The sequence below is a fragment of the Streptomyces sp. NPDC029164 genome (genome assembly GCF_055563995.1).
In genome coordinates this window covers 67026-81652 of sequence record NZ_JBVHWW010000024.1, presented here as the reverse complement: position 1 = coordinate 81652, position 14627 = coordinate 67026, and the positions used below count along the sequence as shown (strand labels likewise).

The window sequence follows — 14627 nt, the reverse complement described above, 5'->3', positions numbered from 1 at the left end:
CCTGCGTCACCAGGCCCCGCACGCCCCCACCACGGGCGTCGCCCCGCACCACCGCACCAGCCGGACCGACGGCACACACCACAGCTCCACGCACCCCGATTACCTCAAGCGCACCCTCATCAGCGCTACGCCGGAGGCTCTACCGTGAAGGACATCCTGGACGCGATTCAGTCGCAGTCCGCCACCGCCGCAGACTTCGCAGCCCTGCCGCTGCCCGACTCGTACCGTGCGATCACCGTGCACAAGGACGAGGCGGAGATGTTCGCGGGGCTGACGACGCGCGAGAAGGACCCGCGCAAGTCCATTCACCTGGACAACGTCCCGGTGCCGGAACTGGGCCCGGGCGAGGCCCTCGTGGCCGTCATGGCCTCGTCGGTCAACTACAACTCCGTGTGGACCTCGATCTTCGAGCCGGTGTCCACCTTCAGCTTCCTGGAGCGCTACGGGCGCCTGTCGGAGCTCACCAAGCGCCACGACCTGCCGTACCACATCATCGGCTCCGACCTCGCGGGCGTCGTGCTGCGCACCGGCCCCGGCGTCAACGCCTGGAAGCCGGGCGACGAGGTCGTCGCGCACTGCCTCTCCGTCGAGCTGGAGTCCTCCGACGGCCACAACGACACGATGCTCGACCCCGAGCAGCGCATCTGGGGCTTCGAGACGAACTTCGGCGGCCTGGCGGAGATCGCCCTGGTCAAGTCGAACCAGCTGATGCCGAAGCCGGACCACCTCAGCTGGGAGGAGGCCGCCTCCCCCGGCCTGGTCAACTCCACCGCCTACCGCCAGCTGGTCTCCCGCAACGGCGCCGGCATGAAGCAGGGCGACAACGTCCTGATCTGGGGCGCGAGCGGCGGGCTCGGCTCGTACGCCACCCAGTTCGCCCTCGCCGGCGGCGCCAACCCGATCTGCGTGGTCTCCTCCCCCGAGAAGGCCGCCATCTGCCGGGCCATGGGCGCCGAGGCGGTCATCGACCGCAACGCCGAGGGCTACAAGTTCTGGAAGGACGAGCACACCCAGGACCCGAAGGAGTGGAAGCGCTTCGGCAAGCGCATCCGCGAGCTGACCGGCGGCGAGGACGTGGACATCGTCTTCGAGCACCCGGGCCGCGAGACCTTCGGCGCCTCGGTCTACGTCACCCGCAAGGGCGGCACGATCGTCACCTGCGCCTCGACCTCCGGCTACAACCACGAGTACGACAACCGCTACCTGTGGATGTCGCTCAAGCGGATCGTGGGCTCGCACTTCGCGAACTACCGCGAGGCGTGGGAGGCCAACCGCCTGATCGCCAAGGGCAAGATCCACCCCACCCTGTCGAAGGTCTACTCCCTGGAGGACACCGGACAGGCCGCCTACGACGTCCACCGCAACCTCCACCAGGGCAAGGTCGGCGTCCTCGCGCTGGCCCCCGAGGAGGGCCTCGGCGTCCGTGACCACGAGATGCGCGCCAAGCACCTCGACGCGATCAACCGCTTCCGCAACGTCTGAGTCGGCTCAAAGGCCATAAGGATCGCCTGAGATGACAGAGCGCCAGAAGGACCGTCCGTGGCTCATGCGGACGTACGCCGGCCACTCCACGGCCGAGGCGTCCAACGAGCTGTACCGCCGCAACCTCGCCAAGGGCCAGACCGGCCTGTCGGTCGCGTTCGACCTGCCGACCCAGACCGGTTACGACCCCGACCACATCCTCGCCCGCGGCGAGGTGGGCCGGGTCGGGGTCCCGGTCTCCCATCTCGGCGACATGCGGCGGCTGTTCCAGGACATACCCCTGGAGCAGATGAACACCTCGATGACGATCAACGCCACCGCCATGTGGCTGCTGGCGCTCTACCAGGTGGCCGCCGAGGAGCAGGGAGCGGACGTCTCCCAGCTCCAGGGCACCACCCAGAACGACATCGTCAAGGAATACCTCTCGCGCGGGACGCACGTCTTCCCGCCGGGGCCGTCCCTGCGGCTGACGACGGACATGATCGCGTACACGGTCAACCACATCCCCAAGTGGAACCCGATCAACATCTGCTCGTACCACCTCCAGGAGGCCGGGGCCACCCCGGTCCAGGAGATCTCGTACGCCATGTCCACGGCGATCGCGGTCCTCGACTCGGTGCGCGACTCGGGCCAGGTGCCCGAGGAGCGCTTCGGCGAGGTCGTCGCCCGCATCTCCTTCTTCGTGAACGCGGGCGTCCGCTTCATCGAGGAGATGTGCAAGATGCGCGCCTTCGGCCGCATCTGGGACAAGGTCACCCGTGAGCGCTACGGCATCGAGAACGCCAAGCAGCGCCGCTTCCGGTACGGCGTCCAGGTCAACTCGCTCGGTCTGACCGAGGCGCAGCCGGAGAACAACGTCCAGCGCATCGTGCTGGAGATGCTCGCGGTCACCCTCTCCAAGGACGCCCGCGCCCGCGCCGTGCAGCTGCCCGCCTGGAACGAGGCGCTGGGCCTGCCCCGGCCCTGGGACCAGCAGTGGTCGCTGCGCATCCAGCAGGTCCTCGCCCACGAGAGCGACCTGCTGGAGTACGAGGACATCTTCGCCGGATCCCACGTCATCGAGGCCAAAGTCGACTCCCTGGTCGCCGACTGCCTGGCCGAGATCGACCGGATCCAGGAGATGGGCGGCGCCATGGCCGCCGTCGAGTCCGGGTACCTGAAGGGCGAGCTGGTCTCCTCGCACGCCGAGCGGCGGGCGCGGATCGAGGCCGGCGAGGACAAGATCGTCGGTGTCAACTGCTTCCAGCAGACCGAGGAGAACCCGCTCACGGCCGACCTGGACGGCGCCATCATGACGGTCGACCCGGCAACGGAGGCGCTCACCGTCGAGCGCATCGTCCGCTGGCGGGCCGAGCGTCAGGAGTCCTCGGACCGGCAGGGGAACGGCGATCCGTTCGTCTTCCCCACCACCCGGCAGGCCCTGGAGCGCCTCAAGGAGGCCGCCGCCGGCACCGAGAACCTGATGGAGGCCACCCTGGAGTGCGCCCGGGCCGGTGTCACCACGGGCGAATGGTCGAGCGCGCTGCGCGAGGTGTTCGGCGAGTTCCGCGCCCCGACCGGGGTCTCCTCGGCCCCCGTCGCCGTCACCGCCGAGCCCGGCACCCCGATGCACGAGGTCCGCGCGAAGGTGGCCCGTACGGCCGACGAGCTCGGCTCGGGCCGACTGCGCCTGCTGGTCGGCAAGCCGGGTCTGGACGGGCACTCCAACGGCGCCGAGCAGATCGCCGTCCGGGCCCGCGACGCGGGCTTCGAGGTGGTCTACCAGGGCATCAGGCTGACCCCGGAGGAGATCTCCTCCGCGGCGCTGGCCGAGGACGTGCACTGCGTGGGACTGTCCATCCTGTCCGGCTCGCACAGCGCACTCGTCCCGGACGTCCTGGAGCGGCTCCGGCTGGCGGGGGCGGGTGACATCCCCGTCATCGTCGGCGGCATCATTCCGAACGCGGACGCCGTGGCGCTGAAGGCGGCCGGCGTCGCCGCCGTCTTCACCCCGAAGGACTTCGGCATCACGGAGATCATCGGACGTATCGTCGACGAGATCCGCAAAGCGAACAAGCTCGACCCCCTTCACGACACCGCACACCTTGCAAGCACGGAGGTCCCCGCATGACCACGCCTGTCCACCCGGTGAACCGTCTCCGCCCGCGCCGCTCCTGCCTCGCGGTGCCCGGTTCGAACCCGCGGTTCCTCGAGAAGGCCCAGGGCCTGCCGGCCGACCAGGTCTTCCTGGACCTGGAGGACGCCTGCGCGCCGCTCGCCAAGGAAGGCGCCCGCCACACGATCGTGGACGCGCTGAACAACGGCGACTGGACGGGCAAGACCCGGGTCGTGCGCGTCAACGACTGGACCACGCACTGGACGTACCGCGACGTCATCACGGTGGTCGAGGGCGCCGGCCAGAACCTCGACTGCATCATGCTGCCGAAGGTTCAGGACGCCCAGCAGGTCGTGGCCCTGGACCTGCTGCTGACGCAGATCGAGAAGACCATGGGCTTCGAGGTCGGCAAGATCGGCATCGAGGCGCAGATCGAGAACGCCAAGGGCCTGGTGAACGTCGACGAGATCGCCGCCGCCTCGCCCCGGCTGGAGACCATCATCTTCGGCCCGGCCGACTTCATGGCCTCCATCAACATGAAGTCGCTGGTCGTGGGCATGCAGCCGCCCGGCTACGGCGCGGACGCCTACCACTACATCCTGATGCGGATCCTGATGGCGGCCCGCATGCACAACCTGCAGGCGATCGACGGCCCCTTCCTCCAGATCCGTGACGTGGACGCCTACCGCGAGGTGGCCGGCCGGGCGGCGGCGCTGGGCTTCGACGGCAAGTGGGTCCTGCACCCCGGCCAGGTCGACGCGGCCAACGAGGTCTTCTCCCCCTCGCAGGAGGACTACGACCACGCCGAGCTGATCCTCGACGCGTACGACTGGTGCACCTCGGAGGCCGGCGGCAAGAAGGGCTCCGCGATGCTCGGCGACGAGATGATCGACGAGGCCAGCCGCAAGATGGCCCTGGTCATCGCGGGCAAGGGCCGCGCGGCGGGCATGCAGCGCACCAGCAAGTTCGAGATCCCGGAGGCCTGAGCACCATGCAGTTCGGACGCACCTACGAAGAGTTCGAGGTCGGGGCGGTCTACAAGCACTGGCCCGGGAAGACGGTCACGGAGTACGACGACCACCTCTTCTGCCTGCTGACCATGAACCACCACCCGCTCCACATGGACAGCAATTACGCCGAGAACACCACCGACTTCGGCAAGAACGTGGTCGTGGGCAACTACATCTACTCGCTGCTGCTCGGCATGTCCGTGCCCGACGTCTCCGGGAAGGCCATCGCCAACCTGGAGATCGAGTCCCTGCGGCACGTGGCGCCGACCTTCCACGGCGACACGCTCTACGGCGAGACCACGGTCCTCGACAAGACCCCGTCGAAGTCCAAGAACGACCGCGGCATCGTCTACGTCGAGACCAAGGGCTACAAGCAGGACGGCACCCTCGTCTGCGTCTTCCGGCGCAAGGTGATGGTCCCGACCGAGACGTACATCAAGGAGCGCGGCGGCGAGCAGCCCGGCCGCCCCCAGCTGAAGACCCAGGAGAAGTAGCCATGGCCCGACTCGCCCAGACCGCCGGGCTCACGGACGTCCAGCGGGAGATCCTGAAGACCGTCCGGGAGTTCGTCGACAAGGAGATCATCCCGGTCGCGACCGAGCTGGAGCACCGCGACGAGTACCCGCAGCAGATCGTCGACGGTCTCAAGGAGCTCGGCCTCTTCGGGCTGATGATCCCGGAGGAGTACGGCGGCCTGGGTGAGTCCCTTCTCACGTACGCCCTGTGCGTCGAGGAGATCGCGCGGGGCTGGATGTCCGTCTCGGGCATCATCAACACCCACTTCATCGTGGCGTACATGCTCAAGCAGCACGGCACGCAGGAGCAGAAGGACCACTTCCTCCCGCGGATGGCGCTGGGCGAGGTGCGCGGCGCGTTCTCGATGTCGGAGCCGGCGCTGGGCTCCGATGTGTCGGCCATCTCGTCGAAGGCGGTGAAGGACGGCGACGAGTACGTCCTGAACGGCCAGAAGATGTGGCTGACGAACGGCGGCAGCTCCACCCTGGTGGCCGTTCTCGTCCGAAGTGACGAAGGCCACCCCGAGGGCACGGCGCCCCACAAGTCGATGACGACCTTCCTCGTCGAGAAGGAGCCGGGCTTCGGTGAGGTCCGTCCCGGTCTGACCATCCCGGGCAAGATCGACAAGATGGGCTACAAGGGCGTCGACACGACCGAGCTCATCATGGACGGACTGCGCATTCCGGCCAATCGGGTCCTCGGAGGCCAGACGGGCCGAGGGTTTTACCAAATGATGGACGGGGTCGAGGTCGGCCGCGTGAACGTGGCGGCGCGTGGCTGTGGCGTCGCTCAGCGTGCATTCGAACTGGGTGTCTCTTATGCCCAGCAACGTCACACTTTCGGCAAGGCGATCGCCGAACACCAGGCCATTCAGTTCAAGCTGGCCGAGATGGCTACCAAGGTCGAAGCCGCCCATGCGATGATGGTGAATGCAGCACGCAAAAAGGACTCCGGGGAACGAAACGACCTCGAAGCGGGGATGGCGAAGTACCTCGCCTCCGAGTACTGCAAGGAGGTGGTCGAGGACGCGTTCCGCATTCACGGCGGATACGGGTTCTCGAAGGAGTACGAGATCGAGCGTCTCTACAGGGAAGCTCCGATGCTGCTGATCGGTGAAGGTACCGCCGAGATCCAGAAAATGATCATCGGGCGACGCCTGCTCGAGGAGTACCGACTCCAGGGCTGAAAGTCCCTTTTGCGGCGAATCATCCATGGGTTCGTCGCGAAAGGATCACTATCAGTGACTGGCCGACGGCCATCGACTCGGCTTCTGGCTTGCCCAGTTGTTGCGTGCAACCGATAGCATTCCAGTAAAGCCGCCGTCCCGTCCCCCTGTTTGCGGCGCGGCAATCACCCGCTACGAAGGTCATCCATGCCCCACAGCCAAACCTCTGCACCTCGCGACAGCCTCCTTGGCGTACGCCTCGCGCGCGGAGCATCGCCGTGGCTTCTGCCGACCGTCGCCACCGCGGCGCTCAGCCTCACCCGGGCGCGCAAGTCCGGGCGCTGGGCCGCGGCGGCCGTGCCCGCCACCGCGCTCGCCGCGGGCATGCTGTGGTTCTTCCGCGACCCCGAGCGTGAGATCGCTCAGGGCCGTGTCATCTCCCCCGCCGACGGTGTGGTGCAGAGCATCATGCCGTGGAAGGACGGACGGACCCGGGTCGCGATCTTCATGAGCCCGCTGAACGTCCACGTCAACCGCGCGCCCCTCGCGGGCACGGTGACGTCCGTGGAGCACATCCCCGGCGGATTCGTCCCGGCGTTCAACAAGGAGAGCGAGAACAACGAACGCGTTGTCTGGCACTTCGACACCGAGCTCGGCGACATCGAGATGGTGCAGATCGCCGGCGCCGTCGCCCGTCGCATCGTCCCGTACCTGCCGGCCGGCACCAAGGTGGAGCAGGGCGAACGCATCGGTCTGATCCGCTTCGGGTCCCGCGTCGACATCTACCTCCCCGAGGGTGTCGAGGTCGCGGTCGAGGTCGGTCAGGCCACCACCGCGGGGGTGACACGAATTGACCGTGACTGACCCTGAGACTCCGGCCGCCGGCTGGGTGCCCGAGCCTGCCGAGGAGGAGTCCGCCGAGGACGACATGCCGCTCTCGCTGCGGCTGTCGATAGCGGACACCCTCACGCTCGGCAACGCGACGTGCGGATTCATGGCGGTGTACTTCACCACCACCGGGATCCTCATCCCGCACCTCACCGGCGGTGGCGAGTCGGGCATGGCCCGTAACAGCGCCGCGACGGCAGTGATACTGATGCTGCTCGCCGCGGTCTTCGACCTCTTCGACGGCATCGTGGCCCGCAAGCTGCGCAGCTCGCCGATGGGTGCCGAGCTGGACAACCTGTCCGACCTCATCAGCTTCGGGCTGGCTCCGGCCTACTTCGTGCTCGTCTACGGCATGGTCGCCGTGGACGCGCACCAGAAGATGTCGGCGCTGGCCGCGATCGTGGTGCTGCTCGCCGTGGTGCTGCGACTCGCGAGATTCAGCTGCGTGACGATGAAGGACGGCATGTTCCAGGGCATGCCGAGCCCCTTCGGCGCGCTGACGGTCGTCTCGATCGTGCTGCTGGAGCTGCCGTTCATCCCGACCCTGCTGGCGATCATCGGGGTGGCCTGGCTGATGGTGAGCCGGGTCGAGTACCCGAAGCCGCGGGGCGTGCTGGCCGTGGCGATGCTGTGCTGGATCATCGGCGCGATGGGGCTGCTGGCGGCCTGGGCGTTCGACGCCCCGGGCGGTCAGCTGCTGCTCCAGACCGGCTGCGCCCTGCAGATCGCGATGGCGGCGACCATTCCGCTGTTCGCGACGACCCGCCGGGCGAACACGTTCCGCCACAACCGCCGCGAGGCCCGCGCCGCGACGCTGCGCTGAGCTCAGCTGTGACAGAGGGCCCCGGATGCGATGGCATCCGGGGCCCTCTGCCGTTTCCCCGGTCCGGCGGCGGCGCTGGGGTCCGGGGGCGGCGGCGGGGCGGGGAGTGTCCGGGGTAGGCATGATTTATGGCCCCCGAGCGGAGTGACACAGGACTCGGCGGTCCGGGCCAACAAATCACGTTTTACACCCCGGACACTCCCCGCCCCGCCGCCGCCCCCTCCCGCAGTTCCCGGCACCGGTACACGCGCCCGAGGGCGGGGCGGGACCAGGACGTCGTACCTGAGGGCGGGGGCGGGGCCGGTGGTGGGGCGGGGGTTGTCCGGGGTGTAAAACGTGATTTGTTGGCCCGGACCGCCTGGCACTTTTCGCTGTCGCCGTGGGGCCATAAATCATGCCTACCCCGGACGACCCCCGCCCCGCCGCCGGACCCGCCCCCGCCCGGCCCCCCGCCGGGACCCCGGCCCGGGCGTAGCCTTGATGTCGGAAAACCGCCAGCCGCAGGCGACTGCGCCCCGGATCCTGGAGCCATGCACACCGATACAGAGCGTTGCGTGAGAGCCGTGCAGTCGAAGGACGCCCGCTTCGACGGCTGGTTCTTCACCGCCGTGCTGACCACCCGGATCTACTGCCGGCCCAGTTGTCCCGCCGTGCCGCCGAAGGTCGAGAACATGACCTTCCTGCCCAGCGCCGCCGCCTGTCAGCAGGGCGGGTTCCGGGCCTGCAAGCGGTGCCGGCCCGATACCAGCCCCGGCTCGCCGGAGTGGAACGCACGGGCCGACGCCGTCGCACGCGCGATGCGGCTCATCCAGGACGGGGTCGTCGACCGGGAGGGAGTACCGGGGCTCGCGACGAGGCTCGGCTACTCCACCCGCCAGGTGGAGCGGCAGCTCAACGCCGAGCTCGGGGCCGGCCCCCTCGCCCTGGCGAGGGCCCAGCGCGCGCAGACCGCCCGGCTGCTCATCGAGACCTCCGAGCTGCCCATGGGCGACGTGGCCTTCGCGGCCGGCTTCTCCTCCATCCGCACCTTCAACGACACCGTCCGCGAGGTCTTCGCCCTGTCTCCGAGCGACCTGCGGGAGCGGGCCGTGAAGGCCGGCCGCAACAAGAACGAACCGCCCCGGATCCCGGGGACGATCAGCCTGCGGCTGCCGTTCCGGGCCCCCCTGAACCCCGACAACCTCTTCGGGCACCTCGCCGCGACCGCCGTCCCCGGGGTCGAGGAGTGGCGCGACGGCGCCTACCGCCGCACCCTGCGCCTCCCCCACGGCACCGGAATCGTCGCCCTGACCCCGCAGCCCGACCACATCGGCTGCCGCCTCGCCCTGACCGACCTGCGCGACCTCACGATCGCCATCAGCCGCTGCCGCTGGATGCTCGACCTGGACGCCGACCCGGAGGCGGTCGACGAGCAGCTGCGCTCCGACCCGCTGCTGGCCCCGCTCGTGGACAAGGCCCCCGGGCGCCGGGTCCCCCGTACGGTCGACGCGCAGGAGTTCGCCGTACGGGCGGTCCTGGGCCAGCAGGTCTCCACCGCGGCGGCGCGTACGCACGCGGCCCGGCTGGTGACCGCGCACGGGGAGCGCGTCGAGGACCCCCTGGGCGGGCTGACGCACCTCTTCCCCTCCCCGCAGGCGCTCGCCGCGCTGGACCCGGAGTCCCTGGCGCTGCCGCGCAGCCGCCGTACGACGCTGACCACCCTGGTCGCGGCACTCGCGGACGGCTCGCTGCCGCTCGGCTTCGACAGCGACTGGGAGGCGGCGCGGGCGCAGCTCGCGGCGCTGCCGGGCTTCGGCCCGTGGACCACCGAGGTCATCGCGATGCGGGCGCTCGGCGACCCGGACGCGTTCCTGCCGTCCGATCTGGGGGTGCGGCGGGCGGCGCAGGGGCTCGGGCTGCCGGCCGGCCCCGCCGCGCTGACCGCCCGCGCGGCCGCCTGGCGGCCCTGGCGCGCGTACGCCGTCCAGTACCTGTGGGCCACCGACGCCCACCCCATCAACCACCTGCCCGTCTGAGGAGCACACCATGCGAGTCACCGTGATCAGCGGCAAGCAGCACGCCGTCGTCGACAGCCCCTACGGCCCGCTCACCCTGGTCGCCACGGACGGCGTCCTCAGCGGCCTCTACATGACGGAGCAGCGTCACCGGCCGGCCGAGGAGTCCTTCGGGGAGCGGGTCGCCGCCACCGAGGAGCCCTTCCCCGAAGTCGTGCGCCAGCTGGCCGCGTACTTCGCCGGGGAGCTCACCGAGTTCGACCTGCCGCTCCGTCTGGAGGGCACCGATTTCCAGCGCAGCGTCTGGGAGCAGCTCGTACGGATCCCGTACGGCGAGACCTGGTCGTACGGGGAGCTCGCGACCAGACTGGGCAAGCCGAACGCCTCGCGCGCGGTGGGTCTGGCCAACGGCAAGAACCCGGTCGGCATCATCGTGCCGTGCCACCGGGTGATCGGCGCCTCGGGCGGCATGACGGGCTACGGCGGCGGGCTCGACCGGAAGGTGCGGCTGCTGTCCTTCGAGTCCGGTGAGCCGCTCCAGGACCGGCTGCTCTAGAGCCTGTCTCCGGGATGACGGTGATCGATCCCCCCGGCGGCCGCGGGCGTGGCGTCGTGATGTGTACGGGTTGCCGGGTGATGATGGCGCCGTGCGACTTGATCACGTGTCCTATGCGGTGGCCCGCGACAGCTTCGTCTCGACCGTCCAGTGGATCGGATCGGCCCTCGGCGCCGGGTTCGTCGACGGGGGCGTGCACCCGCGGTTCGGCACCCGCAATTTCATTCTCCCGCTGAGCGGCGGCACCTACGTGGAGGTCGTCACCACACTCGACCACCCCGCCGCCGACCGCGCACCCTTCGGCCGGGCGGTCGCGCGCCGCGCCGCCGAGGGCGGCGGCTGGCTCGGTTGGGTGGTCTCCGTCGACGACATCGCCCCGGTCGAGGCCCGCCTCGGCCGCACCTCGGCCGAGGGCCACCGTGTCCGCCCCGACGGGTTCGACCTGAGGTGGAAGCAGATCGGCCTGCTGGAGCTGCTGGAGGACCCGCAGCTGCCCTACTTCCTCCAGTGGCTGGTCCCCGTCGAGGAGCGCCCGAGCGCCGACCCGCGCACCTCCACCACCATTCACGGGGTCTCCATCGCCGGCGACGCCGCCTCCATCGCCGAATTCCTGGGCGAACCGGCCGACCACCCCCTCGACCAGATCGACGTCACCTGGGTCGAGGATGAGGAACCGGGCCTGGTCTCGGTCGAGTTCGCCACGGCCCACGGCCCGGTCACGATCTGACCCGGATCGAGCCGCTGATGCCGGCCGATCCGGTCCCACCCGCGACGACGCGGGGTCCGCGCGGTCATTCCGCAGCCGTGCGACCAGATCGGCCGCCGCCTGAACCTGGGCCCCCGGTTCTCCTCCTGCCGGTCCCGCTCCGCGTGCGCGGTCGTCACGGCGGGCGTATGAAGGAGGGACCGCTACAAGATCGGAGCCGGGCATGGACGACTACCCACTTCTCAACATCTTCTGGACGATGTTGTGGCTGTTCCTGTGGATCATGTGGTTCTTCCTGCTCTTCAAGATCATCACGGACCTTTTCCGTGACCACAGCCTCAGCGGCTGGGCGAAGGCGGGATGGCTCGTCTTCGTGCTCCTGCTGCCGTTCCTCGGCGTGTTCGTCTACCTCATCGCCCGCGGGAAGAGCATGGGCGAGCGGGACCTGAAGCAGGCCCAGGACAACGAGACGGCCTTCCGGGAGTACGTCCAGAAGGCGGCGGGCCCCGGCGGCGGTTCGGCGGACGAGCTGCACAAGCTGTCCGCCCTGAAGGACAAGGGCGACATCACCCAGGAGGAGTTCGACCGAGCGAAGGCCAAGCTCCTGGCCTGACCGGCCCCCCTTCCGGGGTCAGACGACGAGGAGCGGGACGAGCAGGGCGAAGGCCGCGCCCGCCTCCACGGCGTAGCTGTAGAGCGAGGGGTGCTGGACGGGGGCGGCGAGCAGGACGACGCTCTGCTGGGCGGCGGCCGCCGCCACCCAGTCGGCGTCGGCTCCCAGGTTGCCCTCGTACCAGCCCTCGCAGGAGCCGGGGCCGCTGACGGCGAGCAGGTCGTCCTCGCGGCGGTACAGGGCCCGCCATTCGGTGGCGGGCACGGACCAGCCGTCGAAGTCGGTGAACCGGGACCAGCCGCCCTCGCGGATCGCGGTGTCGAACATCCAGACGGGCATTCCCTCCGGGGTCACCTCGCCGGCGGACTGCTGGTCGGTCGTGAAGTGGACCATGGGAAGGGCGTCGGGCCCGTCGGCCGTGCTGGGCCAGGCGTACATCGTGATCATCAGCTGATTCTGTCCTGCTCGCAGTGGGCCTCGGGTTACGAAACGCCCGGGCGGCGGCCGTTCTCCAGTTCCACGGTGCCCTCGCCCGACAGCAGGACCCGGCAGGCCTCTTCGGTGCGCCGGCCGAGCGATCCGGGGAGGTAGGCGGTGAGTTCGGCGGGGTCGACCAGCCGCCAGGAGATCAGCTCCTCCTCCTGGAGCTTGATCGAGGCGAACTGTCCGGCGTCGAGTACGCCGCCGTCGTAGACGTACGCGACCAGCGGCGGGCGGCCGGCGCCGAGGGACCAGTCGACGGCGAGCAGCCGGCCGAGCGGGAGGTCGAGGCCGATCTCCTCGGCGCTCTCGCGGCGGGCGGCCGTACGCGGCGACTCGTCCGCGTCCGACTCGATGGTGCCGCCCGGCAGGGTCCATCCCTCGCGGTAGTTGGGCTCGACGAGCAGGACCCTGCCCTCGGCGTCCCGGTAGAGGGCGGCCGCGCCGGCCAGCACCCGGGGCAGGCTCGCGATGTACGTGGCGTAGTCATCCGTGGTGGTCACGCCGCCACCCTACCGAGATCACGCGCCGGGGCCGCCGGGCCCGGCCTCGCGGTCCCGGCCCTTGGACTCGGCGACGCGTCGCAGCCGCGGGTGGCGGGCGGGCCCCTGCTCGGTGACGGCGTCGCCGACCATGGCCCGGACGGCGTCCCGCATGCCGTGCAGGGCGTGGTGGCGGGCGGGTCCGGCGCCGGGGTCCTCGCGGAGTTCCTTCACCAGGGCCCAGCAGAGCAGCAGCATGACGATGACGAAGGGCAGCGCGACCAGGATGGTGGCCGTCTGCAGGGACTTCAGGCCGCCCGCGACGAGCAGCACGGCGGCGACCGCGGCCATCAGCACGCCCCAGGTGACGACGAGCCAGGTGGGCGGGTGGAGGGAGCCGCGGCTGGTGAGCGAGCCCATCACCAGGGAGGCCGAGTCGGCGCTGGTGACGAAATAGGTCATGACCAGGAGCATCGCCACCCAGGAGGTGACCGTGGACAGCGGCAGCGCGTCCAGCATCGCGAAGAGCGAGGCCTCCGTACCGTCCTTGATCTTGGCGGCGAAGTCGACGGCTCCGGTGGAGTCGAGGCGGATGGCGGTGCCGCCCATCACGCAGAACCAGACGACGGTGGCCCCGCTGGGCACGAGCAGCACGCCGACGAGGAACTCGCGGATGGTGCGGCCGCGCGAGATGCGGGCGATGAAGGTGCCGACGAAGGGGGCCCAGGAGAGCCACCACGCCCAGTAGAAGATCGTCCACGCGCCGAGCCAGGCGGAGTCGGTGAAGGCGCCGGTGCGGGTGGCCATGGGCACCAGCTCGCTCAGGTAGCCGCCGATGCCGGCAGGGATCACGTCGAGGATGTAGACGGTGGGGCCGAGCACGAAGACGAAGAGCATCAGGGTGGCGGCGAGGACGATGTTGATGGTGCTGAGCCACTTCACCCCCTTGTGCAGGCCGGAGAAGGCGGAGAGGACGAAGGCCGCCGACAGCGAGCCGATGATGATCAGCTCGACGGTGAGGGAGTCCTCGATGCCGGTCGTGAGGCTGAGCCCCTTCGAGACCTGGAGCGCGCCGAGCCCGAGGCTGGTGGCGGTGCCGAAGACGGTGGCGAAGACGGCGAGCAGGTCGATGGCCTTGCCGGCGGGGCCGTCGGCCCGCTCCTGGCCCAGCAGCGGGACGAAGGCGGAGCTGAGGCGGTTGCCGCGGCCCTTGCGGAAGGTCGCGTAGGCCAGGGCCAGGCCGGCGATGCCGTAGATGGCCCAAGGGGTGAGGGTCCAGTGGAAGAAGGAGTACTCCATGGCCGCGAGGGCGGCGGCGCCGGTTCCGGGAGCCGCTCCGGAGGCGGGCGGCGGGGCCAGGTAGTGGGTGAGCGGCTCCCCCACCCCGTAGAACATCAGGCCGATGCCCATGCCGGCGCTGAACATCATCGCGATCCACGCGAGGTTGGTGAACTCGGGCTCGGAGTCGTCCGCGCCGAGGCGGATCCGGCCGAAGCGGCTGATCGCGAGCAGGACGCACATGACGAGGAAGGTGTCGGCGGCGATCACGAACAGCCAGGCGAAGTTGTTCAGGACCCAGGCCAGCGCGGTACTCGACGCGGTGTCGAAGGAGTCCTTGCCGAGGGCCGCCCAGGCGACGACGGCCAGCACGGCGATCACACCCACGGTGACGACGGTGTGGTCGGGCGCGCCGTCCACGGGGCCGTCGGATCCCCCTCCCGGGGTGTCCGGACGTGGCTGTTCCAGTGATTCCGCGCTCATGCGGCCACACTATGCAGGCGTATATCCCTATTTAGGGGCATGGCGCGCCGGGTGTG

At 69.8% G+C, this 14627-nt stretch carries 14 protein-coding genes and 1 pseudogene; 12 read left to right on the top strand and 3 right to left on the bottom strand.

Features of this window, described 5'->3' with window-relative positions:
* Nucleotides 1-144 precede the first annotated feature (144 nt).
* From ccrA to ACZ4VT_RS23220, 12 genes and pseudogenes are all read left to right on the top strand, one after another.
* Nucleotides 145-1482: a crotonyl-CoA carboxylase/reductase gene (gene ccrA, locus ACZ4VT_RS23275; RefSeq protein ID WP_362805538.1), complete on the top strand. Its 1338-nt coding sequence runs from the start codon at nt 145-147 to the stop codon at nt 1480-1482.
* A 31-nt stretch (nt 1483-1513) separates the two neighbouring features.
* On the top strand, nt 1514-3592 hold the full coding sequence (locus tag ACZ4VT_RS23270) for a protein meaA (RefSeq protein ID WP_467952317.1): 2079 nt from the start codon (nt 1514-1516) through the stop codon (nt 3590-3592).
* A complete protein-coding gene (locus tag ACZ4VT_RS23265; protein ID WP_249768874.1) occupies nt 3589-4563 on the top strand; it encodes an HpcH/HpaI aldolase/citrate lyase family protein in 975 nt (324 codons plus the stop codon). Before ACZ4VT_RS23270 ends, ACZ4VT_RS23265 begins: the two co-directional genes overlap by 4 nt.
* Before the next feature lie 5 nt (nt 4564-4568).
* On the top strand, nt 4569-5081 hold the full coding sequence (locus ACZ4VT_RS23260) for a MaoC family dehydratase (RefSeq protein ID WP_351585427.1): 513 nt from the start codon (nt 4569-4571) through the stop codon (nt 5079-5081).
* 2 nt (nt 5082-5083) lie between these two features.
* Nucleotides 5084-6289, top strand: a complete 1206-nt coding sequence (locus ACZ4VT_RS23255; RefSeq protein ID WP_030027413.1) for an acyl-CoA dehydrogenase family protein — start codon at nt 5084-5086, stop codon at nt 6287-6289.
* A 186-nt stretch (nt 6290-6475) separates the two neighbouring features.
* Nucleotides 6476-7132 carry a phosphatidylserine decarboxylase gene (locus tag ACZ4VT_RS23250; protein ID WP_030010161.1) on the top strand — a complete coding sequence of 219 codons (657 nt, stop codon included), beginning with the start codon at nt 6476-6478 and terminating at the stop codon, nt 7130-7132.
* Nucleotides 7119-7979, top strand: coding sequence for a CDP-diacylglycerol--serine O-phosphatidyltransferase (pssA, locus tag ACZ4VT_RS23245; protein ID WP_467952314.1), 861 nt, complete (start codon nt 7119-7121; stop codon nt 7977-7979). Before ACZ4VT_RS23250 ends, pssA begins: the two co-directional genes overlap by 14 nt.
* A 530-nt stretch (nt 7980-8509) precedes the next feature.
* Nucleotides 8510-9994 carry an AlkA N-terminal domain-containing protein gene (locus ACZ4VT_RS23240; RefSeq protein ID WP_467952312.1) on the top strand — a complete coding sequence of 495 codons (1485 nt, stop codon included), beginning with the start codon at nt 8510-8512 and terminating at the stop codon, nt 9992-9994.
* Between the two features lie 10 nt (nt 9995-10004).
* Nucleotides 10005-10529, top strand: coding sequence for a methylated-DNA--[protein]-cysteine S-methyltransferase (locus ACZ4VT_RS23235; RefSeq protein WP_467952310.1), 525 nt, complete (start codon nt 10005-10007; stop codon nt 10527-10529).
* A 91-nt stretch (nt 10530-10620) separates the two neighbouring features.
* On the top strand, nt 10621-11256 hold the full coding sequence (locus tag ACZ4VT_RS23230; protein WP_329201437.1) for a VOC family protein: 636 nt from the start codon (nt 10621-10623) through the stop codon (nt 11254-11256).
* A 21-nt stretch (nt 11257-11277) separates the two neighbouring features.
* Nucleotides 11278-11367 (top strand): annotated as a pseudogene (locus ACZ4VT_RS23225) (IS5/IS1182 family transposase); the annotation flags it as partial.
* Between the two features lie 91 nt (nt 11368-11458).
* Nucleotides 11459-11848 (top strand): SHOCT domain-containing protein, encoded by a 390-nt coding sequence (locus tag ACZ4VT_RS23220; RefSeq protein WP_467952308.1) that lies wholly within the window; start codon nt 11459-11461, stop codon nt 11846-11848.
* Between the two features lie 18 nt (nt 11849-11866).
* On the opposite strand, the gene ACZ4VT_RS23215 is transcribed toward ACZ4VT_RS23220, so the two are convergent.
* Genes ACZ4VT_RS23215 through ACZ4VT_RS23205 form a run of 3 tightly spaced genes read right to left on the bottom strand, consistent with a single transcriptional unit; the run spans nt 11867 to nt 14571 of the window.
* Complete coding sequence (locus tag ACZ4VT_RS23215; RefSeq protein ID WP_362805526.1) at nt 11867-12295, bottom strand: hypothetical protein; 429 nt, start codon at nt 12293-12295, stop codon at nt 11867-11869.
* A gap of 35 nt (nt 12296-12330) precedes the next feature.
* Nucleotides 12331-12831 carry an NUDIX domain-containing protein gene (locus ACZ4VT_RS23210; RefSeq protein ID WP_467952306.1) on the bottom strand — a complete coding sequence of 167 codons (501 nt, stop codon included), beginning with the start codon at nt 12829-12831 and terminating at the stop codon, nt 12331-12333.
* A gap of 18 nt (nt 12832-12849) precedes the next feature.
* Nucleotides 12850-14571: a BCCT family transporter gene (locus ACZ4VT_RS23205; protein WP_467952304.1), complete on the bottom strand. Its 1722-nt coding sequence runs from the start codon at nt 14569-14571 to the stop codon at nt 12850-12852.
* Between the last annotated feature and the right edge of the window lie 56 nt (nt 14572-14627).